The following is a 22,582-nucleotide window of genomic DNA, read 5'->3' on the forward strand; positions in this document are numbered from 1 at the left end:
GCTATGATCGGAGAAATGACAAAATACGATTTTCGCCAGATGCCAGCCGTTTTCTATTTCTTTGCTGGCCCGTATGCATCCATCCACTCCCCCGCCCCTTTCCGATGAACAGTTACCAGTAAAAAAGAAAGATTCCCGGCTTGTGAAAGGGCTGAAGCTTTTGCTCAAGATCGTCATCACGGTTGTGTGCTTCTGGTACATCAGCACCAAGGTAAACTGGCAACAGGCCCTCGCCGCTTTGCAAAAAGCCCACTTAGGCTACTTGTTGCTGGCGGTTTCATTCTACCTCCTGAGCAAGGTACTTTCCTCCGTCCGGCTCAACATTTACTTCCGCAATGCGGGGCTGCAATTGTCTGAATTGGTAAACGGGAAGTTGTATTGGATGGGTATGTTTTACAACCTGTTTTTACCGGGCGCCATCAGCGGTGATGCATATAAGGTGATCCTGTTGAACAGGAAATACGGCGCACCGTATAAAAAAATAAGCGCTGCCGTACTTCTGGACCGTTTTAGCGGGCTGCTAGCCTTGGGCGTGCTGCTGGCCATTTATGCGCTTATGGTGGTACCTGGCGTATGGTGGAATGTGTTGTTCATCGGTGGATCGTTGGCAGGGATTGCAGGCCTGTACCTCATTATCAAATTCTTTTTCCGCGACTTTTTGCCCGGCTTTTGGGCTACCTTTTTTTGGGGCCTGGCGGTGCAGGTGGTGCAGGTGGTTTGTCTGTATGCCTTACTTTTTGCCATCGGGCAGCCACTGCTGTCGGAATGGATCTTTATTTCGCTGGTGGCGACAGTCGTAGCTGTGCTGCCCCTGTCGTTAGGCGGTGGTTTAGGCACCCGCGAGTTGGTTTTTGCCGAAGGTGCTACATATTTCGGCCTCGATCCGGCGCTTGCGGTGGTGATCAGCCTGCTGTTTTATTTCTGTAATCTGGTTACTTCGGTGTGGGGGGTGTATTATACATTTCGAGATCCGCTGGAAATAAAATCTCGCAGTTTTTGACCGGGTCCAAATTCATCGAGCCGGACCCGCCAATCATTCGATTGTACGCCGATCGGTCCAGCAAGTTTTTATTGCAAAATCGACAGTTGGCTTACCCACTGCCGCGTGTTCGACTTCACGCCAATCCAATAATTGCCGGCTGGCAAATAGGAAACTTGATTTAGAAAAAAGAGGTTGATGCCTTTTACCAAGTTCACTTTTTCCAAATGGATTTGCTTGCCGTTTGCATCATTGATCACTAGTTGAGCAATGCCATTAGTAAGTGCATTGACCTCCAAAGTTGTGTGTCCTCCCCTTGCAGGATTTGGGTACATACGAATGCCAGCATTCAACTCTGTGGCGCAACCGACATAAAGGATGGGGCTAAATTCAAATTTACCATCGTGATCAACCATTTTCAATTGGAAGTAATTTCCAATCTTAAACAACTCAGTATTATTTATATAAAACTGATATTGCTCTACTGATTTTCCCGAACCTTTTGCGGCAACCTTTCCTACAACGCTGAACAATCTTCCATCGGAGCTGCCTTCTACTACGAAATGATTGAAGCCAGTTTCGTTTGCGGTCTCCCAACGGAGCACCTTTTGGTTCCCTTCACAACGGCCGTTGAAGCGCAATAAAGAAAGCGGAAGAGGGTTGGCCGGCTCTTTTACCTCTGTAACCGCATCATTGGTTATTACGGGCAGGTTATAATCAAAATAAATAGATGCAGTGTTATGAATTTTATCACCAAGTACTAAATTCTTTTTAGGCCTGATGCGGTAGGAAATATAACCATGGCTTAGCGGCTCATTTGTTTTATCATCCGGAAGCAAAATATTTGAAAACTCCCAGGCCAGGCTATTTCCGTCCTTTATGACGAGATAGTAAGGGTGACTTGAGCCTACCATTTCCAAAGAAGCCCAATTGAGGCCAGCGTCCAATGTGTCCCGTACTACAATATTAAACGCTGTGTCGGTGCCCATGTTCTGAAAGCGGATTGTGTAATTTAGGTATTCGGCTTGACTTACCTGTGACGGGGTGATCATGCCTGCATGCATTTCAGCTTTATCATTAGGGTCAAAGGAGCCAGTCACAATTTGGCGGATGTAAACACTATCGTCGGCAGGTGTTTCATCTCCGGCAACAGGGGTGATGAAAGCAAGAGCAGATAAAGTGTCGCCGTTATTTACTACTGGAGGAGCTTGTATGCGCATGTGTAGTGATATAGAAGCCGAATCGCCGAAACTCAGGTTGCTATATTCCCAAAATAACGTATCCCCTTTTTCTCTGGTATGTACCGGCGCAGAAGAAACCAACTCTGTTCTCTTATCTTTTACAAAAACAACCTCTCCTGATTCAATTTCTGTTGTACCCGCATTATTGTACATGAGCAAATATTGCACTTCAAACCCAGGCCTTGCGGGTTGAATAGGCACAGCAGAAATCCGTAAGTCCTTTTTATCCGCAACAGGCTGCAGGGCAAAACTAATACTGTCCTGAAGAAAATAAGTCTCAAATTCTACTGCGACGTTATCAGGCACCGATGTATGATACCTAACATCGGGACTTATCTTGATTGAAGTAGAACCTGTGTCGACAATAAGGGAGAATTGTCCGGACCTCGTGAAAGTTGTACGCTCAAATCCTTCCTTAAATCCAGCTATTGCGATGTTATCTGCAGGCGGTTCGTTTGCATCTTTAAGGCCATTACTATTGTAGTCGTAAAAGACAAAACCTTTAACGGTGCTACCTGCACCAAGTCGTGCAAACCAGATGTGATCACCGCCCGGTCCTCCTTCGATATCACCATCAGTTGAGCGAACACTAGCTACAACTACATACTCATCTTCTTTTGGAGAAAGAATACACCCTCCATAATCGTCCTCAGTACCACCAAACGTTTTTACCCATTCTATTTTCGCATCGTTGCTGAGCCTGAACAACATTACATCCTCCTTTCCTCTCGTTTTAGGTATATCTCCATCCCAGGAAGCCGTTGTTCCTACCCCGATAATATCACCGTTCTGAGTATATGAAATGTCTGTTATGTACTCGCTAAGAGTACCACCTATGCACTTTTGCCATTGAATTGCGCCAGCATTCGACACCTTGAATACCCAGCCGTCTCCTAAGTAATTTGGATTATTGGCGGCATCACCATGAAAACCGGAAACATCTCCATCATCAGACATGGTACCTCCGGCCACAAGAAACCCATCATTGGTTATTTCAATGTCACTTAATTGCTCATAACTTGCTCCTCCAAAACATCTGTTCCATTCTAAAGACCCGCTGCTGTTTAACTTGGCCAACCAAATATCCCAAGCCCCGTGGTTACTGGAACCATTAAAATCAGTAGAAGCCATGTTGGCCCCTAAAACAAACCCATTGTCAGAGGTATGCCGAATGATTACCCCGACATCTTCAATTGCCGAGCCACCAAATACTCGGGACCACAGATGGTTACCGTTTACATCTAACCTTGCAACCCAAATTCTTCCCTGCCTTAATCCATCCAAGGGATCGCGAACGCCACGCAAATCGCCGTCAGATGATTCTGTTTCACCAATCATTATATATCCGCTATTCCCAACTTTTTCAATGTGATTTGCTTTATCGTCGGCAGAGCCACCGTAAGTTTTTTTCCATAGAACATCCCCGTTATTATCTACCCTAATTACCCATGCATCTTCACCTCCTTTTAAACTTCCAACCTCTTCGCCTTCAACACTGGCTACTCCAAGGATTACATACCCTCCACCAATCCCCTCCTCTACTGATAGCATATCTTCTCTGCTCATCCTGTTTCCATAGGTCTTTGACCAAACTATATTATTATTTACGTCAATTTCGGCCAGAAACACATCGAAGGAAATACTGTCCTTTGTGCCACCAACAATTAGATTACCGTTTCGCGCCTGTAGCAACACTTTCATGGGTCCCATTCCATTAAATACATCGGACACATAGCCCGATGCGATACTTCTCTGAGATTTTACGAGGGGCACCTGTGCATTAGAAGAAAAAAACAGGATAAACAATACAGGTAAAAAAAGCAATGATTTCATTAAGCAGCTTGAAAAAGAGAAGCAACAAGTTATAAAAAAAGCTCAACAATAAAAAACCCCGCACTTGGCGGGGTTTCTATTGCTAGTAAAACTAAAGCTTCAGTTAGTCGGCGCTTACTTTGCCTTTGCTCTTGGCAATTACCTCTTCGGCAATACCATTTGGCGCTGGCGCATAATGCGAGAACTCCATGGTAGACGATGCACGGCCAGAAGACAGTGAACGCAGTTGGGTTACATAACCAAACATTTCGCTCAGCGGCACTTTAGCCTTGATCACCTGCACACCGGCACGGGTATCCATGCCTTCCATCATACCACGACGACGGTTCAAGTCGCCGGTTACATCACCCATGTATTGGTCTGGGGTCAGTACTTCCACTTTCATGATGGGCTCCAGCAACACCGGCTTGGCTTTGCGGGCAGCTTCACGGAAGCCGGATTTTGCACACAATTCAAACGACATGGCGTCGGAGTCAACTGCGTGGAACGAACCGTCAAATACGCGAACCTTTAGGTTGTCTACAGGGTAAGAAGCCAGCACACCTGTGGTCATTGCCTGCTCAAAACCTTTCTGAATGGCCGGAACAAATTCGCGGGGAATTGATCCACCAAACAGGTCGTTTACAAACTGGTAATTCTTGTCGGGGTTTGCTTCTTTCCAATCAGCATCAACAGGGCCAAGTGCAAACTGGATATCGGCAAATTTACCACGACCACCGGTTTGCTTTTTCAGCACTTCGCGGTGTTCAACAGTGTTGGTAAATGCTTCTTTATAAGCAACCTGGGGAGCGCCCTGGTTTACTTCTACTTTAAACTCGCGACGCATACGGTCAACGATGATCTCCAGGTGCAGTTCGCCCATACCCGAAAGGATGGTCTGGCCGGTATCTTCGTCGGTTTTTACGCGCAGCGTAGGATCTTCTTCCACCAGTTTGGAAATGGCTAAACCCATTTTGTCAACGTCGGCCTGTGTTTTTGGCTCTACGGCAACAGAGATTACCGGCTCTGGAATAAACATGTTTTCCAGCGTAATCGGATGATCTTCGTGGCAAAGGGTATCACCGGTTTTGATTTCCTTGAAACCAACCGCGGCACCAATATCACCGGCTTCAATGAAGTCGATCGGGTTTTGTTTGTTGGCAAACATCTTCATGATCCGGCTGATCCGCTCTTTTTTGCCGCTGCGTACGTTCAGTACATAGCTGCCTGCATCGAGGTGGCCAGAGTAAGCCCGGAAGAACGCCAGACGGCCTACAAACGGGTCGGTCATGATTTTAAACGCCAGGGCTGCAAATGGCTCTTTTGCATCAGGCTTGCGGGTCAGTTCTTCACCAGTGTTGGGATCGGTACCAGTGATGGCTTCGATATCAACAGGCGAAGGCAGGTAGCGGCAAACGGCATCCAGTGCAGTTTGTACACCCTTGTTTTTAAACGAAGAACCGCACATCATCGGAACGATGCTCAGGTCGATGGTAGCTTTGCGGATGGCTTCATGAATTTCGGCTTCAGAGATGGTATCCGGATTGTCGAAGAATTTCTCCATCAGGGTATCATCGTATTCAGCAACGGCTTCAATGAGCTGGCCTCTCCAGTATTCCACTTCTTCTTTCATGTCTTCCGGAACGGGAACTTCGTCGAAAGTCATGCCTTCGGTTTCCATGTGCCAGATAACGCCTTTGTTGGTGATCAGATCCACAACGCCTTTGAAGTTGTCTTCTGCACCAATCGGCAGCTGAAGGGGAACGGCTTTAGCACCCAGCATTTCGCGAACCTGTTTTACCACGTTCAGGAAGTCGGCGCCGGAGCGGTCCATTTTGTTTACAAAACCGATACGTGGTACCCGGTAGCGGTTGGCCTGGCGCCATACGGTTTCCGACTGCGGCTCTACGCCGTCCACTGCCGAAAACAGGGCAATCAGACCATCCAGTACCCGCATGGAGCGCTCTACTTCTACAGTAAAGTCCACGTGACCCGGAGTATCGATGATATTGAAGTAATATTTTTTGGTATTGGCGTCGGCCTTACCCTTTACGGTGGGGAAGTTCCACTGGCAGCTTACAGCAGCCGAGGTAATGGTGATACCCCGCTCTTTCTCCTGCTCCATCCAGTCGGTGGTAGCAGCGCCATCGTGTACTTCACCGATCTTGTGGATCATACCGGTGTAGCGCAAAATGCGCTCAGTTGTGGTGGTTTTGCCAGCGTCGATGTGCGCCGCAATACCAAAGTTTCTTTGAAATTTTAAGTCTGCCATGATGATTTAGTTGAATAGAATCGGTACTTCCCCACCACTCCAATGCGGCCATTTGGCCCCACCCGATGCGGTTTGGCCCAACCCTGCCGACCAGCCTAATTTTAGGGCGGCAAAATTTGAGGCTGCAAAGGTAAGGAAAAGGGCCACAATTGGCCGTTTCAAATATTCATTGTTTGTTAAATGGAAGCCGCTGCCCGTTGAGGCCGCCGCAAGTAGTGTTGAACGAGCCTTTTCCGACAAAAAAGAACTGATTGATTCCACGATTTCAGTGGTGCTAAAAACATGGGTTTCCGATGTGAAAATCGCAGCATATTTTATAGAAAACTGCACACCGTTTATATTGGAAAAAGTTTCGTTTTTACACAAGCACATTGCTATAAAAAATGGGCAACTAGTCTTTTTGAATTAATGATGTTTTATCAATCGTTGAGGCAAAAACAACAGCATCAATAAACAAATTTCGGTTATACAAGCCCACAGTTATACACAATTGTGCATAACCCGCACATACTGCTGCTGTTGGTGCGCACAATTTTTGCAATTCGTTCTATCAATAAGTAATTTGGTTTCAAATTGCTTCTTTATTAACCCACACTTAAAACCCATTAATTATGGCAACTTCGAAATCAACTAAGAGTGCCGCAAAAAAATCAACTGGCAGCAAGGCCGCTACCAAAGCTTCATCGAAAGGTGCAGCCGGTAAATCAGCAGGCCGCAGCGGTGCAGTTTCCAAAGGTGCTGCTAAAAAAACAGCAGCCAAAGGTAGCCGTGCTACTGCCAGCAAATCAACAGGCCGCGGAGCCAGCAGCAAAACCACATCCAGAAGCGGAAGCGCCAGCAAAAGCGCAGCCGGTGGTCGCACAGCTTCCAAGGCAGCAGGCCGCAGCACTGCATCTAAAGCAGGTGGCAAAACCGCCGCTAAAGGCGCTGCTAAAAAAACAGCATCAAAGGGCGGAAGAACTGCAGGTAAAGCAACCAGCAAAACCGCATCGAAAGGTGCAGGCAAAACGGCATCGAAAGCTGGTGGTAAAACAGCAGCAAAAGGTGCCGCGAAAAAGACCGCATCAAAAGGTGGCAGAACCGGCAGCAAAGTAGCAGGTAAAACTTCTGCAAAAGGTGCAGGCAAAACCGCATCGAAAGGAGCTGGTAAAACTGCTGCGAAAGGTGCCGCAAAAAAAGCAGCATCGAAAGGCGCAGGTAAAACCGCTGCTAAAGGTGGTGCACGCATGGCTGGAAAAGCAGCTTCGAAAGGAGCCGCTAAAACTGCAGGAAAAGCTGCTGCTAAAAAAACAGCATCAAAAGCTACATCGAAAGGAGCTGGTAAAACTGCTGCGAAAGGTGCCGCAAAAAAAGCAGCATCGAAAGGCGCAGGCAAAACCGCTGCTAAAGGTGGTGCACGCATGGCTGGAAAAGCTACCAGCAAAACCGCATCGAAAGGCGGCAGCAAAGTAGCGGCTAAAGCAGCCAGTAAAGGCGGTGCAACACGCGGTGGTTCCAGTGCTACCCGCTCGGGTGGTGGTGCCAACCGTGGCAGCGCAGCCGCAAAAGGCGGTGCCCGCAGCAAGCAGGCCAGCGCTGGCAAAAGCGTTAACGGTAGCCGCACTTCAAGCAAGCGCAGCTCGGCAAACGGCGGCAGCGCAAACGGCGGACAAATGAACGATGCCGAAGCAACACGCACTGAAAATACGGGCGGACTGGAAACCACGATGATGGATACCAGCACCGATACCGGTTTGGGATCTGCAGATGCTGCTGATGACACTACTACAGGCACTTCTAGCGATGGTGACTTTGGTGGTGGCGCAACAGAAGGCACCGATCACAGCGCCTGATTGCTTCCCTGATAACTGAATAGACAAAGCCGCTTCTTTCGAAGCGGCTTTTTTAGTTGTGAGCAGCGAGGTATGAGTTTAGAGTTGGGAGTTGAGAGTAACTGATTTTGTTTTATAAAATACGATGGCTTGTTGCTGCAGCATTATTACTTGAATGTTTGCATTTACCCAAAACAAAAAACCACTGCCTGGACAGGCAATGGTTTCAAAAGTTCTATGCTAACTATTAAGTTATACGCGGAAGTGAGCAAAAGCCTTGTTGGCTTCGGCCATGCGGTGGGTGTCTTCTTTCTTTTTGTAAGCAGCACCTTCACCTTTGCTTGCAGCTACGATTTCGGCAGCCAGTTTGTCGGCCATGCTGCGTCCGTTGCGTTCGCGGCTGTAACGCACCAGCCATTTGATGCTGAGGGAGATCTTACGATCGGCACGTACTTCAGAAGGAATCTGGAAAGTAGCACCACCAATACGGCGGCTGCGTACTTCTACGGCAGGCGTTACATTTTGCAATGCACGCTTCCAAATTTCATAACCGTCTTCACCGGTTGTTTTCGCTACTTTATCAACGGCGTTGTAAAAAATATCGAAAGCGACACTTTTCTTGCCTTCCCACATGATGTTGTTTACAAAGCGGGTTACCAGCTTGTCGTTATAACGAGGGTCTGGCGCCAGCGGGAGTTTCTTAGCTTGTGACTTACGCATGTTTTTAAAAGTTCGATCAGAGGTTCTCAGGCGCTGTGCTGAGCTGCTTGACCGGGTTTAATGTTTTCAATCTAATCCGTCATCCGCGGAATCATCCGCGCAATCCGTAATTATTATTTTTTCTTAGCGGGTGCTTTTGCACCGCCTTTGTCTTTTTTGGTACCGTACTTCGAGCGGCTTTGTTTGCGGTCTTTAACACCGGCAGTATCCAAAGAACCGCGTACAATGTGGTAACGTACACCTGGCAAGTCTTTTACACGACCACCGCGGATCAGCACAATGGAGTGCTCCTGCAGGTTGTGTCCTTCACCGGGGATGTAGGCAATTACCTCAATTTTATTGGTCAAACGCACCTTGGCCACTTTGCGCAGGGCAGAGTTAGGCTTTTTAGGGGTAGTAGTGTACACACGGGTACAAACACCGCGGCGCTGGGGGCATGCATCCAGTGCTCTGGATTTGCTTTTTGCCCGGATGATCTCTCTTCCTTTACGTACTAATTGCTGTATAGTAGGCATTACGAACCTTTTGTTTTTGGGACGGCAAAGGTAATGGCCTGAATGTGAATAACCAAAAAACAAAATCCTCTTTTGGCTATTTTATTCACATTTATGCCCCTTAAGGCCGGTTTTTGGCACCTTGCAGTCCCGTTTTTTAGTAAAAAATAAAATTGAACAGGCCGGCTTACACGGCTACCAGCCAGTTGTACCGGTCTTCGCTCCTGCCGTAACGGATGTCGTCGAGCAGGCGCTTGGCCTCGGGCATTACCTGCCAGGCGGCAACGTCGAAGGTCATCACAAAATCTTTGTAGCGCAGCTCCTTAATGGGCGAAACAGTGGCCGCCGTGCCAGTGCCAAACACTTCTTTCAGCTCGCCAGCCTTGTAGGCTTCCATTAATTCGTCTATGGAAATAGGACGCTCTTCAATCTCCAGCCCCATTTCTTTCAGAATGGTGAGCACACTCATACGGGTAACGCCGTTGAGAATGGTGCCCGCTTCCAGATCGGGGGTAACTGCCTTATTTCCAAGAATAAATACCACGTTCATAGTGCCGATTTCCTGCACATATTTGTGCTCATAGGCATCGGTCCACAACACCTGGTCGTAGCCTTTTTCTTTGGCAATATGTGTTGCCAGCATAGAGGCTCCGTAGTTGCCCGCAGCTTTTGCGTAGCCGATGCCGCCTTTTACGGCACGTACATATTGCTCTTCCACGTAAATGCGCATCGGCGTTCCGTAGTATGGGCCGGTGGGGCTCAGGATCACCAGGAACTTATATTTTTCCGAAGGACGAACGCCAATGGCTTCATCACTCGAAAACATAAACGGCCGGATGTACAAGGAGTGGTCGGGCAGCGACGGAATCCAGGCCCGCTCCAGGTCAATCAGCTGGCGGATGCCTTCTACAAAAATATCTTCGGGCACAGCCGGCATCATCATGCGTTCGGCCGAAATATTAAAGCGCTTGAAATTGTCGTGCAGGCGAAACACCACCGCGTTGCCGGCTTCGTCTTTATAAGCTTTGATGCCTTCGAAAATAGCCTGACCATAATGCAGCGCAGCCACCGACGGATCGAGGCTCAGCGGGGCATATGGGCGAATATTGACATTGCTCCAGGTGCCGTTATCATAGTCGGCCTCGAGCATATAATCGGTAAACACTTTTCCGAAAGGAATATTTTCCAGCGTCAGGCCTTCCAGTTTGCTATGGGCAGCCTTTGTAACCGGAATATCCATAGTGGCAGTCATAATGTGAGTATTTTAGCAGCGCAATGTACCTAAAACCGCCTGAAAACCGGTCATAAAATTGTACTATGAGCCTGAACGACCTGAGCCTGAACCCGCACCTGCTTACCCAATTATACCCACACTCGCTGCTGGAAACAGAGCAAAAGGCAGTACCTGCAAAGAGAAACATAGCTATTGCACCAACACAACCGGCGAAAGAAAAAATTGAAATGCCGCCCGTTGCGCAGGTAGCCGCAACACCGCCTGCTGCAGAAACTGTATTACAGGCTCCGCCAAAAACACCCGCTTCTACCCCACCACCTATTGTAGCCGAACAACCTGTGGCCTACAGCAACACACCGTCGCTGGGCGGCAATAGGAAAGGTGTGTTGATACTAGTAAAGAATGAAACTGTTCCCTTTCTACCCGATGCGGACCTTGAATTTCTTTCTGCTATTTTAAGCGCCTGCCGCCTGAGCATAGCCGATGTTGCCATTGTTAACCTGCATCATTACCCGCAACCATACATGGCTCTGCTGGAGCAATTCACGGCCAGGCAGGTATTGCTGATGGGTGTAACGCCACAGGAAGTGGATTTACCTTTTCATTTCCCGCATTTTCAATTACAGCCATTTGACAGCCGCACTTATTTATCGGCTTATCCCCTACGCCAAATGGCACAGGACCGTTCGCTGAAAATGCAGCTCTGGGGCTGTTTGAAGCAATTGTTTGGCGTGTAGCGAGGAGTTGGTAGTTGAAAGTTGATAGTTGAGAGTCGGGAGCATTCCTCTTGCTCGTCTTGTTGTTTTACTAATTGATTTTACCACCAAGCATTCCACAACATCGACCCGTCATTGCGAGGCGCCGCGGATGCTTTGACGTAATAGCTTCGCAGTGCGCCGAAGCAATCTCCTTTTATTTAAACCACAATTCGGTTTTGTTTTTTACAAACAAAAATGGCAAAAAGATGAATGCAAATCGGGTTCAAGGAGATTGCTTCGGCGCACCAAGTGATATTCGTCTATCACGCCACTACGGCGCCTCGCAATGACGGAAGTGCGACACACCATTATTTGCAAACATCTTTCAGGTGCAAACTATCAACAGCAATCAACTGTCAACTATCAACCGTCAACTATCAACTCTGAAATCTCAATTACTAACTCCAAACTGCCAACTCCCGCCCACTAACTATCTTCGCGTATGCTCATTTTTGCTACCAATAATGAAAACAAGGCTAAAGAAGTGCAGGCCATTTTGCCGGCAGGCATACAGGTATCAACGCTGAAGGAAGCTGACATCAACCAGGACATTCCCGAGCCGTACGATACGCTGGAGGAGAATGCGCTGGAAAAGGCGCGGGTCATTCATCGTCTTACGGGCAATAATTGTTTCAGTGAAGACACCGGCCTGGAAGTGGAAGCACTGGATGGTGCGCCGGGTGTGCACAGTGCCCGCTATGCCGGCGAAGGGCGGTCGAACGAGGCCAATATAGCCCTGCTGCTGCAGAACATGGAAGGCAAAACAGCCCGCAGGGCACGCTTCCGCACGGTGGTGGCGCTTATCTGGAACAACGAAGAGCACTTGTTTGAAGGCGTGTGCACTGGGCACATTGCATTTGCCCCTACCGGCAACGGCGGTTTTGGCTACGACCCAATATTTATCCCGGAAGGCAGCGACCGCAGTTTTGGTGAAATGACCATGGAAGAAAAAAGCCGGTATAGCCACCGCAAAAAAGCTGTGGCCCAGCTGGTAGCATTTTTGAATCAGGTATCATAAAGCAGAAATCTTGGAGCAGGCAGGCAACCATTTCCCTAACGAATCCGACTTAATTGATGGATGCATCCGCGGCGACCGCAAGGCACAGGCCGAGCTGTACCAGCGTTTTGCGCCCCGCATGTTTGGCGTTTGCCTGCGTTATGCAGCCAACAATGAAGAAGCCGAAGACATGCTGCAGGAAGGTTTCCTTAAAGTGTTTCGCAAGCTAGATAGCTACCGCGGCGAGGGCTCGTTTGAAGGTTGGGTGCGCCGCATTTTTGTAAACACGGCCATTGAACATTTTAGGCGAAAAACAAGGCTGCAGCCGCTGAGCGGCACCGAAGAAGAAACCATTGAAGGCAAGTACCTGACGGCCCTGGACCATATGGCCGAAAAGGACATTGTGCAACTGGTGCAAGGCCTGCCACCGGGCTACCGTACGGTGTTCAACCTGTACGTAGTGGAAGGATACACCCACCGGCAAATTGCAGAAATGCTGAACATATCAGAAGGCACTTCGAAATCGCAACTGTCGCGAGCCAAACAAATTTTACAGGAACTGGTACAACAGCATATCGAAAAAAGAAAAGTACGGTAAAACCCATGCAAAAGGATTGGAAAGAACGGTTACACAATTGGACGCCCGAGCCTCCACCAGGCGGCTGGGAGCGGCTTTCCGATGCATTGCCACAGGAGCAGCAGCCGGCTTATGCGCAAAAGTTGTACGATTTTGCAGCACCGCCGCCACCCGCAGTCTGGGATGAGATTGCAAAGGAACTGAACGGAGAGCAAGCATCGCCGCCGGTCATTCAAATGTATCCGCGCAAAAGATGGCTGCAGGTGGCCAGCATTGCGGCTTCGCTCCTTTTTGCCGTATATTTTTTACCGCCGCTGTTCCGGTCTGGCGGGCAAACTACTGCTCCGGCTTCCACTCCTGTTGTGCAGCAGGGCATGCCAACCGTTAATGTTCCGACCAATGCCTTAACTGTGCCTCCGGCAGAAACTACTCCCATTGCGACAGCTGTATCAAACGAACAACCGGCGGTGTACGTTGCAAATGTGCCGCTGCCGCCAAAAGATAATGCTCCCCTGCGGATGGCCACTACCGAAAGAGCCAGTTCTGTATTGCGGTCATGGTTACCCGAAAATGAAGATGTGCCGCATGTGGGCAACTTTATCGACCGGTACATAATACTGCCGGTAACTGAAGATGCAGCGGTGCGTTTGCCTAAAAAATTATACGCAGCTTTTCGATGCGAAGAACAACCCGATCCATCGGGATGTTGGGAACGGCTGGCAGCGCTGCGTCGCCAGATGGCTGCCCCGGAGCAATTGGCATCAGCCGATTTCCTGGGCGTGATGGAAGTGGTGCAAAATATGGGTTCGCTTCAATAAGCAATTGGCCTCACGGCATTGTAATGCGCCAGCGCAGTAAATTGCAGCTATGGCCCGCATTAAACTTGACCTACCGCAATCCTTTTCATTTTTTACAGAAATACCGGTGCGCATTACCGACCTGAATTATGGCGGCCATGTGGGCAACGATACCATTCTTTCGATGGTGCACGAAGCCCGGATGCGCTTTTTGCAACACCACGGCCTCGCCGAACTCAACCCCGACAGCGCCAGCCTGATAATGAGCGACGTGGCCGTTCAATACAAATCGGAACTGTTTTACGGCGACAAGCTAAAAGTGTATGTAACCGCATTTGATTTTAGCCGTGTTAGTTTCGACCTTGCTTATAAACTGGTGAAAAACGAAGGGGAAGATGTGGTGGCGCTGGCAAAAACCGGGATGGTTTGTTTTAACTACCAACAGCGCAAAACGGTGGCTGTGCCGCAATTATTTATTGATAAACTCTCTGCCGGCGAATAATAAAAGTCGGCTGATCTTTTTGCGGTAAATATTTATGCTTTTTGCATGCTGCCGTTGGGTACTGCTTCATTCCATATGCGCCAGCTTTCCAACGCCTGCCCTACCAGCATTTCATAGCCATTGACAGTTGCGGCGCCTTTTGCTGCGCCTTTTTGTAAAAAAAGCGTTTGTTCGGGGTTATAAATTAAATCAAACAGGAGATGTTGCGGCGTGATGGCTTTGTATGGAAGCAATGGTGCGGCATCAACATGCGGGTACATGCCTACCGGCGATGTGTTGATGACCAGTAAGTGCTGCTGCATCATTGCCTCGTCCACATCATCATAGCCAATGGTTGCTGCGCTGCGGGTTCGGGAAACAACGGTGGCCGCAATACCCAGTTGCTGCAGCACGTACAAAACGGCTTTGGCTGCGCCGCCGGTACCAAGCACCAGTGCGTTGGTGTGTTGCGGGCCCAAATGCGGTTGCAAAGAATTTCGGAAGCCCACTACATCGGTGTTGAACCCATAGAGCTGGCCTTCCGAAATCTTGATGCAGTTGCAGGCACCGATGGCCGCAACTACATCATTTTTGTAATGTAAAAAGGAAAGTACTTCTTCCTTGTAAGGAATGGTCACATTCAGGCCGGCAATATCCGGATGCTGTTGCAGCAAGCCGGTTAACTGGCCAATATGTTCAAGTTCGAAGTTTTCGTAGCGGTGGCCTGCCAGCCCTTCACGGGCAAATTTTTCAGTGAAGAATGTTTTGGAAAACGAATGTTTCAGCGTTTTCCCCAGCAGTCCGTAAAGGCTCATTCTACTTCGGCTTTGTCTAAAAACAAGTGAAAGGTATCGCCGCGCAAACCTACACGCATCGACTCCAAAGGAATGACTTCAGTAGGTGCAATGTTGCCCAGGTTTACATTGCAACCAAGCAACTCGATAAAATATAGTTGCTGCTCTTTTTGCGGTGCTTCCCATAGGATTTTTTCGCCAGGAATCTGGGTCAGGATTTCCTGCACCAAACCTTCCCGCACTTCGCCCGAGCCGCGGTAAATACCAACGTTGCCACCTTCGCGGGCTTCGGCAATAACATATGATGCGCCGGCATTCAGTTCGGCCTGCATCAACTCAATCCACTTATACGGCGGAATGATGTGTGCGGCATCTTTGCTGCCCACTTCGCTCAGCACAGTGCCATGTTTGGTGAGCTTTTCAATGTAACCACATTTTTCAGCATGCGGAATGGTGATGGAGCCATCACTGACTTCCATGTATCGCACACCAAATTCTTTACACACGTTGATATAATCTTCAAACTGGTTGCGGATCAGGAATGCTTCAAAGAGGGTACCGCCAAAATAAACGGGCACATCGTATTCGGCATACACCGCCAGTTTTTCTTTGAGGTTGGGCGTAACGAATGATGTACCGAAACCCAGTTTCACCAGGTCGATATGCGGGTGTGCTACACTTAAAAAATTACGGGCATCCTGAACGCTCAGGCCTTTGTCCATAACCATGGTAATGCCGGACAAACGAGGTTTGGCGATCCGTTCAGGAATTTGGGAAAGATTAAAATTCATGCGCTGCAGATTGAAACCACAACTGGTGTGATTGCGCGCAAAAATAGGGGAAATCTTTGCCTATTGCCCAGATTTGCCACTACGTTTTCGTTTGTGGCGGGCTACCATTTCTGCAACCTGGCTGTTTTGCAACAATGCAGGATTGAGCGCCAGCATTTTTTTGAACAAACGCGGCGCAGCAACCAAAGCTTTTTCAAGGCACAAAAGCGCTTCTTTAGGTTTGCGTTCGGCCAACAGCACAGCGCTTAAGTAATAATAAAAAACAGGCTTGCCATCGGTGGCTTCCAACGCTGCACTGATTTGCTGGCGGGCTTCATCGTAGTATTCGCCTTCGTACAGGCAGCGGATCAATGCTTCCCAACCGGCAGCACGCTTGGGCCGCAGCTTTACTACGTAAGAAAAATACAACAGTGCTTCTTTATACATCCCCAATTGCAATTTGCATTCACCCATCAACAGGTTTGCTTCCTGCTGGTTGCGCTGAATGCGCAGGGAAACATCGAGCTGCTTGATGGCGCTGTTGTATTCGCCTTCGTTGTAATAAGTGCAGGCAATTTTATAAAACAGCTTGCTATCCTCGGGATTCATGTGGGCAGCCTTACGGTAATGAATGCGGGCCTGCCCATAGTTTTTCAACCGGTCGTAACAATGGCCGATGGCTTCATAAATCACCTCTTCGGGCTTGGACAGTTCCAGTACTTTTTCCAATGCATCGATGGCTTCCTTGTATTTGCGCAGCCTGATGTATGCATCGCCCATGTTGCGGTAGGCATAATCAAATTTCTCATCGATCACCAATGCGTACTCATATGCATCAATTGCTTTTTCATACAACTTCAAGCCCTGGTAAGCCGTGGCCAGGTTGAACCAGGCCAGTTCGCTGTAAGGCTGCTCGTCGATGATCCGCATGTGCAGCCGAATACTTTCTTCGTTGCGGCCGGTAAAATCGGTCCAGAAACAAATTTTATATAATGCCTCCTCGTTGGTGGGATCTTCCTCCAATATCATTTTCAGGCAATCGAACACTTTTTCAAATTCCTCGTAATCATCGTACACATCGGCCAACTCAAATAAGAGTTCCACCTTTTCTTCGCCTTCAAACAAACCAATGGCTGCCTCCAAAAGGGCAACAGCTTTTTCCTGCTGGTCCAGCGCCAGGTAAGCGTCGGTTTTTAAAATATACAGGTTGATGTCGTTGGCATCAAGCAGTTCGGCTTTCTCTAAAATTTCCAGCGCCTGCCGGTATTTGCGGGTGGCCAGCAGGAGGTCGGCTTTTTTGAACATGAGAGTGGCACAAAAGGGGAAATGCTCCATGGCAATGGTGGCTGCTTCCAGCGCTTTGCCCATTTCCTCGCGGTCGTCGAAGTAGTCTATGATCTGCTCAAAAGCTTCTTCCTCAATAAAAGCGCTGCTTTTTCCCAAACGGAGGTTTTCATAACTGCGCAACAATTCCTGAAGGTTCTCTTTATCAAAGTGCGGGTCTGTTTTCATCCTACAATCCTCCGGTTACAAATTACTATTAAGCTAAAAAGGAGCCAATTATCACAACTTTTCTTTATCCCCAAACGTTAAACAGTTTGTAATAGAATTTGGAAACACTTTAGCATTTGTTAATATTTTTACTATATTTGCCTACTGCAAATGAAAAATTCAGCCTTCAAATACATCTCCCTTTTTAAGCGCCAAGCCTGCACTGTTGTGCTGTTGGCGGCTTCTGTGGCTGCTTTTGCCACTTTGGGCGAAGGCAAAAAACGCGATACAGCACAGCACAAAACCACTACCCTACTGGCCCGCACGCCCATCACCAATTTCAAGAACTTCACGCTCCGCTCCGGTTATCAATACCGCGGCAGCAGCATCATCAACACTACGGCACCTAACAAGTACATCGTGCTGAACCAGGTGATCACTTACCAAAAAGGCAATCAAACTTTTATCCTGCCCCTCAAAAAGAAGGTGCTGCTGGATAAAGTAACCTTTAGCCCCACACAACGCTAAGTACCAGCGGCTTCCATTTTACCGGCAAAGAACTGATTTAAAATAACTCAAGGGGCGTTTTGTGCCCCTTTACCATTTATTGGCGTCCGCCCTTGCTTTCCTCGTAAGTCATTACGCGGAACCCAGATTGTGGCAGATCGAACTTGGCAACCGGCACCGGGCTGAAGTTGATGCGGGAAACTGTATAGGTGATATTGAGGTTGCCCATAGACGAAACGTACTCCATCGGCAGGCCGGGCAGGCCCTGCGCCAGCATGTTGAAGCTTTTATTCTCCAGCAAAACATCAGGCGTGTACCAAACATGAACCGGCGTACCGTCGCTTAGCTTACCTACTGCCTTTTTACAGTTGTAACCCAAGATCTGCTTGGTTGAGTCAACCAGTGTAAACTGAATGTCCTTGTATTTGCTGTTCATTTCCTGCCAGTTGGCCTGCGTCAGGTTGATGAGGTATTTCTGGTTGCCGTAATCTTTTAAAATCGCAATGTTGTTTTTGATGCCGTCGATAATGGTGGCCTGTGTGCCCAGCGAGCTCACCATTTCGCTGCGGCTGCGGTTGCCCTTGATAAATACGGTGGTGGTGGCGCCGTCCAAAAAATCGGCGGCCTGCGGCTTATCGGAGCCGGTATTGATCACCACGTCGTAACTGATCACACCTTCGGTAAACTTTTTCTGTCCCAGTGCGGATACAGACCAAAACAAACCAGCCAGCAGCAAAACCTTTATTTTATTCATAATTACAGGTAATAGACGAGCCAAATATCCCAATAAGTTGTCTGTATAAAAAATCCCGCCATAAGGCGGGATGGAAAGTTTTGTTATGATTGAGGATTTCGCATTATTGATTACTGATTATTCATTATTGATCCTTCCGCAGCGCAGTAATCAGTAATGCCCGCCTTAGCGTCCGCCGCTTTTTTTCTGCATTTCCTGCACTTTTTTTTGCTGTTCCTGCATGGCTTCAATACGCTCCTGCCACTTGGATTTGGTCTTCGGCTTTTTCCGGTTCTCGTCTATCCTTGCCAAAATCTTATCGTGGTTGATGATGTAATTCTGGATTACAAACTGCAGCACCAGCGTAATGATGTTGGACACGGTGTAGTACCAGGTCAAACCCGACGGCAGCTTGTTGAACACGAACAGGAGAATGAACGGGAAAATATACGGCATGTACTTCAGGGCCGGGTTGCTTTGGTCCGGCGTCATGCTCATGCTGTAGATCGAAATGAGGAACGAAGTGAGCACCGCGGTAATGGTAAACAGGCTCACATGCGACCCGTAAAACGGAATGGAGAACGGCAGTTCCGCGATCGAATCGTACTGCGACAGGTCGGCTGCCCACAGGAAGCTTTCGCCGCGCAGCGCAATTTCCGAGTTAAAGAAACTATAGAGGGCAAAGAAGATCGGGATCTGCAACAAACCGGGGATACAGCCACCCAGCGGGTTTACGCCTGCTTCACGGAACAATTTCATCTGGTCCATGCTCATGGCCTGCTGATCGTCGCCGTGCTTTTTGCGCAGCTGCTCAATTTCCGGCCGCAGCGCTTTCATTTTGGCACCACTTAAGTAGCTACTGTAGTTGAGCGGCGAAATAAGCAGGCGGATAAACAGCGTCAGCAGCAGGATAACAATCCCGTAGTTGCTGGTGAAATTGCGGAAGAAATCAAACACCGGGATCACGATCCAGCGGTTCAGGTATTTTACAAAGGCAAACATGCCAGTGCCCAGGTTCACGATATCTTCCATATCGTTGCCGTATTGCTTCAGTACTTTGTAATCGTTGGGGCCAAAATAGAAACCCAGCGGAATAGTGGTGTTGGCCGAGGCGGGCAACTTCAACTTCAAATTAGCCCTCGCCTCAACGATGGTGCTGGTATTTTCGGGAGCCGTCCAGGAAACTTCGCCTGAGGAAAAATTGCTTTTTGCCAGCAGCGTGGTGTTGAAAAACTGTTGTTTTACCGACACCCAGTTGATGGGATCATCAAACTTTTCGGTGGATCCGCTACCTACCAGTTCATAATCAGGATCGCCGGCCACGCGGTAGTTTACCGACGACTGGGTACGTTCGTAATCCAGGTCGCGCTGCAGTTGCACCGCCTGGTTTTGCCACAATACATTCAGCTCGTTGTTCTGGGTCAGCTGCGGAACGCCGTTGAGGCCCAGGTTGAAATCAACCAGGTAATTGTCCTTGCGCAAAATGTATTGGTGCACAATCGACGAGCCATCGTTGCCCACCAATTGAAACTGCACGGTGGTAGAGCCATCAGCGTTTTGTTTGGGCTGGCTGCCGGCAAAATAGAAATTGGTTACGTCGGCAGTGCGGTTATCGCCGGTGCGCACCACATAGCTAAATTTATCAAAAGCCGTAGCGCCCAGTTTTACGTTGGTGCTGTCGGGGGCTTTAAAACCTTTCAGTTCAACCGAACGGGGCTGGCCGCCTTTGTTGGTAAAAACGATCTTCACCAGTTCGTTCTCCACGGTGATCAGTTGCTCCATACCCGTAATAGCCGCCTGGAAACCACCGGCCGCCGCTACCTTGGTTTGCGAATCGAGGCGGATGGAATCGCTGCGAAAGGCCATGCTGTCCACTTTGGGCAGGCGGCTTTTGGCAATGGAATCCTCAATAGCTTTTTGGCGCATAAAAGCCTGCTGCTCACGGCTGTTGTAGAAAAAATAAGCAACAAAAAGAACGCCCAGGATTACGAAACCGATGACGGTATTCCGATCAAAATTCATTGGTGGTATATATTGTGTACTGTGTGGCAGGCCAAAAGTTTAGCAGCCAAAAACCGCGGTGGAGCGGAATTGGCGCAAACCTCCTACCCTTTATAAAGGGTGGCAAAGATAGTCAGGAACCTTGGACGAACCCCATTTTCGATGCTTTTTTGGGAGCCGTTCATCGGCAAAAGACATAAGCCGCCCTTACTCCGAACCATTTCCAGCCCCATTTTTACCCTCTTTTTAACCCTTTTGCTGTAAGTAAAATGCAGCGCCAGCTTTTTTGACAAAAAAGAAACGGGGAACCCACAGGCTCCCCGTTTGCAAAAAGTATGAATGATTAAACAGCTTCGTTCACTTTGTTGGCACGCTGTGCTTTTCGGTCGTGAAACTGGCGGGAAGCCGCAACAAAATGCACAAACAGCGGATGCGGTGCTTCCACGGTGCTTTTCAGCTCGGGGTGGTATTGGCAACCAATAAAATACGGGTGGTTGGGCAATTCCACGATCTCCACCAGACCGGTCTCCGGATTGCGGCCGCTGGCCACCATACCGGCACCTTCGTATGCCTCGAGGTACTCGTTGTTGAACTCGTAGCGGTGGCGGTGGCGTTCGGTGATTTGCGTGGTGCCATAAATTTTATGGGCCAGCGTACCTTCTTTAATGGTGCATGGGTAAGCACCCAGACGCATGGTGCCGCCTTTCTGGGTAATCTTTTTCTGCTCCTCCATCATGTTGATCACAGCGCCTTCGGTGTCGGGCTGCATTTCGGTGGAGTGTGCATCTTTAATGCCCAGGATATTGCGGCCAAATTCGATCACGGCCATTTGCATGCCGAGGCAAATGCCAAAAAACGGCAGTCCGGTCTCCCTGGCAAATTGCACTGCAGTGATTTTGCCTTCAATACCGCGGTGACCAAAACCAGGCGCTACCAGCAACCCATCGAGGTTGATCAGCTTTTCGGCCACATTCTCCGGTGTCAGGCTTTCGGAGTGGATAGGCACCACCTGCACCTTGCATTCGTTCATGGCGCCGGCGTGTATAAATGCTTCCAGAATGGATTTGTACGCATCCTGCAGCTCCACGTATTTACCAATCAGGCCAATGGTGATCTTGGCTTTGGGGTATTTCAGTTTATCCAAAAATCCTTTCCAACGCGTCAGGTCGGGTTCGGCAAATTCGGTGATGTTCAATTTTTTCAACACGATCAGGTCGAGCTGCTCGTTCAGCATCAGCAGCGGCACTTCGTAAATAGTGTTGGCATCCGGCGCCTCAATTACCGCTTCAGGTTTTACATTGCAAAACAGTGCGATCTTGCGTTTGATGTCGTCGTTCAGCGGCTCTTCGGAGCGGCAAACGATTACATCCGGGAACACGCCGTTTTCGCTCAGCATCCTCACAGAGTGTTGCGTGGGCTTGGTTTTGAGTTCCTTGGCTGCTTTGAGGTAAGGAATCAGCGTCAGGTGCACCACCAGCAGGTCCTCGTCGGGCAGCTCCCACTGCAACTGACGAACGGCTTCCACGTAGGGCAGCGATTCAATATCGCCCACAGTGCCGCCCAACTCGGTGATCACAATATCGTACTGGTTGTTTTGGCCCAGCAGCAGCATCCGCCGCTTGATCTCGTCGGTAATGTGCGGCACCACCTGCACTGTTTTTCCCAAAAATGCCCCTTCCCTTTCGCGGTTGATGACATGCTGGTAAATGCGGCCGGTGGTGACGTTGTTAGCCTGCGACGTGTAGATGTTCAAAAAGCGTTCGTAGTGACCCAGGTCGAGGTCGGTTTCGGCGCCGTCTTCGGTTACGTAGCACTCGCCATGCTCGTACGGGTTGAGCGTTCCGGGATCCACATTAATGTACGGATCAAATTTTTGGATGGTAACACGGAGGCCACGGGCCTGCAGCAATTTTGCCAATGAAGCAGCAATGATGCCTTTACCCAACGAAGATGTAACGCCACCGGTTACGAATATATACTTAGCCATAAAAGGTTGTTTCCAGCTTTAACATGAGGGCCTGGGGCCGCTCCAAAAACATTACTTGCTAACCAACGGTGGGCAGCAACGATGTTCTAAAAAATGCTTTAAAAATGAAAAGCGCAGGCGAAAACC

The 22,582-nt window shown here is 48.9% G+C and carries 21 protein-coding genes; 8 read left to right on the plus strand and 13 right to left on the minus strand.

The genetic code is table 11. The features are described from left to right. The first annotated feature begins 142 nt into the window (after positions 1 to 142). Positions 143 to 1,000 (plus strand): lysylphosphatidylglycerol synthase transmembrane domain-containing protein, encoded by an 858-nt coding sequence (locus DRJ53_RS08615; protein ID WP_162303837.1) that lies wholly within the window; start codon positions 143 to 145, stop codon positions 998 to 1,000. A 68-nt stretch (positions 1,001 to 1,068) separates the two neighbouring features. Here the strand turns inward: DRJ53_RS08615 and DRJ53_RS08620 are convergent, their stop codons facing one another. From DRJ53_RS08620 to DRJ53_RS21280, 4 genes are all read right to left on the minus strand, one after another. Next, positions 1,069 to 4,053, minus strand: a complete 2,985-nt coding sequence (locus tag DRJ53_RS08620) for a DUF7619 domain-containing protein (RefSeq protein WP_114235202.1) — start codon at positions 4,051 to 4,053, stop codon at positions 1,069 to 1,071. 103 nt (positions 4,054 to 4,156) lie between these two features. Continuing rightward, a complete protein-coding gene (gene fusA, locus DRJ53_RS08625) occupies positions 4,157 to 6,304 on the minus strand; it encodes an elongation factor G (protein ID WP_206609742.1) in 2,148 nt (715 codons plus the stop codon). Between the two features lie 6 nt (positions 6,305 to 6,310). Beyond that, complete coding sequence (locus DRJ53_RS21100; protein WP_123893443.1) at positions 6,311 to 6,634, minus strand: hypothetical protein; 324 nt, start codon at positions 6,632 to 6,634, stop codon at positions 6,311 to 6,313. 265 nt (positions 6,635 to 6,899) lie between these two features. After that, on the minus strand, positions 6,900 to 7,706 hold the full coding sequence (locus tag DRJ53_RS21280) for a hypothetical protein (protein WP_155523204.1): 807 nt from the start codon (positions 7,704 to 7,706) through the stop codon (positions 6,900 to 6,902). Between DRJ53_RS21280 and DRJ53_RS21105 the strand changes: the two genes are divergently transcribed. Beyond that, positions 7,705 to 8,136, plus strand: a complete 432-nt coding sequence (locus DRJ53_RS21105; RefSeq protein WP_123893445.1) for a hypothetical protein — start codon at positions 7,705 to 7,707, stop codon at positions 8,134 to 8,136. The two genes, DRJ53_RS21280 and DRJ53_RS21105, sit on opposite strands and share 2 nt — an antisense overlap. A gap of 231 nt (positions 8,137 to 8,367) precedes the next feature. On the opposite strand, the gene rpsG is transcribed toward DRJ53_RS21105, so the two are convergent. From rpsG to DRJ53_RS08650, 3 genes are all read right to left on the minus strand, one after another. Next, positions 8,368 to 8,835, minus strand: a complete 468-nt coding sequence (gene rpsG / locus DRJ53_RS08640) for a 30S ribosomal protein S7 (RefSeq protein WP_114235205.1) — start codon at positions 8,833 to 8,835, stop codon at positions 8,368 to 8,370. 113 nt (positions 8,836 to 8,948) lie between these two features. Further along, a complete protein-coding gene (rpsL, locus tag DRJ53_RS08645) occupies positions 8,949 to 9,350 on the minus strand; it encodes a 30S ribosomal protein S12 (protein ID WP_114235206.1) in 402 nt (133 codons plus the stop codon). Between the two features lie 166 nt (positions 9,351 to 9,516). Then, on the minus strand, positions 9,517 to 10,581 hold the full coding sequence (locus tag DRJ53_RS08650; protein WP_114235207.1) for a branched-chain amino acid aminotransferase: 1,065 nt from the start codon (positions 10,579 to 10,581) through the stop codon (positions 9,517 to 9,519). A 65-nt stretch (positions 10,582 to 10,646) separates the two neighbouring features. On the opposite strand from DRJ53_RS08650, the gene DRJ53_RS08655 reads away from it, so the two are divergent. From DRJ53_RS08655 to DRJ53_RS08680, 5 genes are all read left to right on the plus strand, one after another. Next, positions 10,647 to 11,300: a hypothetical protein gene (locus DRJ53_RS08655; RefSeq protein ID WP_114235208.1), complete on the plus strand. Its 654-nt coding sequence runs from the start codon at positions 10,647 to 10,649 to the stop codon at positions 11,298 to 11,300. Positions 11,301 to 11,763: 463 nt separating this feature from the next. Next, entirely contained in the window at positions 11,764 to 12,339 is a 576-nt protein-coding gene (rdgB, locus tag DRJ53_RS08665) for an RdgB/HAM1 family non-canonical purine NTP pyrophosphatase (RefSeq protein ID WP_114235210.1), read from the plus strand. A 10-nt stretch (positions 12,340 to 12,349) separates the two neighbouring features. Next, on the plus strand, positions 12,350 to 12,916 hold the full coding sequence (locus tag DRJ53_RS08670; RefSeq protein ID WP_114235211.1) for an RNA polymerase sigma factor: 567 nt from the start codon (positions 12,350 to 12,352) through the stop codon (positions 12,914 to 12,916). A gap of 5 nt (positions 12,917 to 12,921) precedes the next feature. Further along, entirely contained in the window at positions 12,922 to 13,713 is a 792-nt protein-coding gene (locus tag DRJ53_RS08675) for a hypothetical protein (RefSeq protein WP_114235212.1), read from the plus strand. A 49-nt stretch (positions 13,714 to 13,762) separates the two neighbouring features. Next, positions 13,763 to 14,194 (plus strand): acyl-CoA thioesterase, encoded by a 432-nt coding sequence (locus DRJ53_RS08680; RefSeq protein ID WP_114235214.1) that lies wholly within the window; start codon positions 13,763 to 13,765, stop codon positions 14,192 to 14,194. A gap of 32 nt (positions 14,195 to 14,226) precedes the next feature. Here DRJ53_RS08680 and DRJ53_RS08685 read toward each other — a convergent pair whose 3' ends face one another. The 3 genes from DRJ53_RS08685 to DRJ53_RS08695 are packed head-to-tail and all read right to left on the minus strand — an operon-like array spanning position 14,227 to position 17,249. Further along, positions 14,227 to 14,988 carry a shikimate dehydrogenase family protein gene (locus DRJ53_RS08685; protein WP_114235215.1) on the minus strand — a complete coding sequence of 254 codons (762 nt, stop codon included), beginning with the start codon at positions 14,986 to 14,988 and terminating at the stop codon, positions 14,227 to 14,229. Then, positions 14,985 to 15,758, minus strand: a complete 774-nt coding sequence (locus DRJ53_RS08690; RefSeq protein WP_114235216.1) for a phosphosulfolactate synthase — start codon at positions 15,756 to 15,758, stop codon at positions 14,985 to 14,987. Before DRJ53_RS08690 ends, DRJ53_RS08685 begins: the two co-directional genes overlap by 4 nt. 60 nt (positions 15,759 to 15,818) lie before the next feature. Continuing rightward, on the minus strand, positions 15,819 to 17,249 hold the full coding sequence (locus DRJ53_RS08695; protein ID WP_114235217.1) for a tetratricopeptide repeat protein: 1,431 nt from the start codon (positions 17,247 to 17,249) through the stop codon (positions 15,819 to 15,821). A 150-nt stretch (positions 17,250 to 17,399) separates the two neighbouring features. Between DRJ53_RS08695 and DRJ53_RS08700 the strand changes: the two genes are divergently transcribed. Beyond that, a complete protein-coding gene (locus DRJ53_RS08700) occupies positions 17,400 to 17,756 on the plus strand; it encodes a hypothetical protein (RefSeq protein ID WP_114235218.1) in 357 nt (118 codons plus the stop codon). Positions 17,757 to 17,832: 76 nt separating this feature from the next. Here DRJ53_RS08700 and DRJ53_RS08705 read toward each other — a convergent pair whose 3' ends face one another. The 3 genes from DRJ53_RS08705 to DRJ53_RS08720 all read right to left on the minus strand — a co-directional run bounded on the left by DRJ53_RS08705 (position 17,833) and on the right by DRJ53_RS08720 (position 22,456). Beyond that, positions 17,833 to 18,489 carry a DUF4412 domain-containing protein gene (locus tag DRJ53_RS08705; protein WP_114235220.1) on the minus strand — a complete coding sequence of 219 codons (657 nt, stop codon included), beginning with the start codon at positions 18,487 to 18,489 and terminating at the stop codon, positions 17,833 to 17,835. Between the two features lie 165 nt (positions 18,490 to 18,654). Then, the gene (yidC, locus tag DRJ53_RS08710) at positions 18,655 to 20,490 is read right to left on the minus strand and encodes a membrane protein insertase YidC (protein ID WP_114235222.1); all 1,836 of its coding nucleotides are present in this window, start codon (positions 20,488 to 20,490) and stop codon (positions 18,655 to 18,657) included. A gap of 322 nt (positions 20,491 to 20,812) precedes the next feature. Further along, complete coding sequence (locus tag DRJ53_RS08720; RefSeq protein WP_114235224.1) at positions 20,813 to 22,456, minus strand: CTP synthase; 1,644 nt, start codon at positions 22,454 to 22,456, stop codon at positions 20,813 to 20,815. Between the last annotated feature and the right edge of the window lie 126 nt (positions 22,457 to 22,582).

The sequence above is a fragment of the Paracnuella aquatica genome (genome assembly GCF_003332885.2).
GTDB classification, from domain to species: Bacteria; Bacteroidota; Bacteroidia; order Chitinophagales; family Chitinophagaceae; genus Flavisolibacter; species Flavisolibacter aquaticus.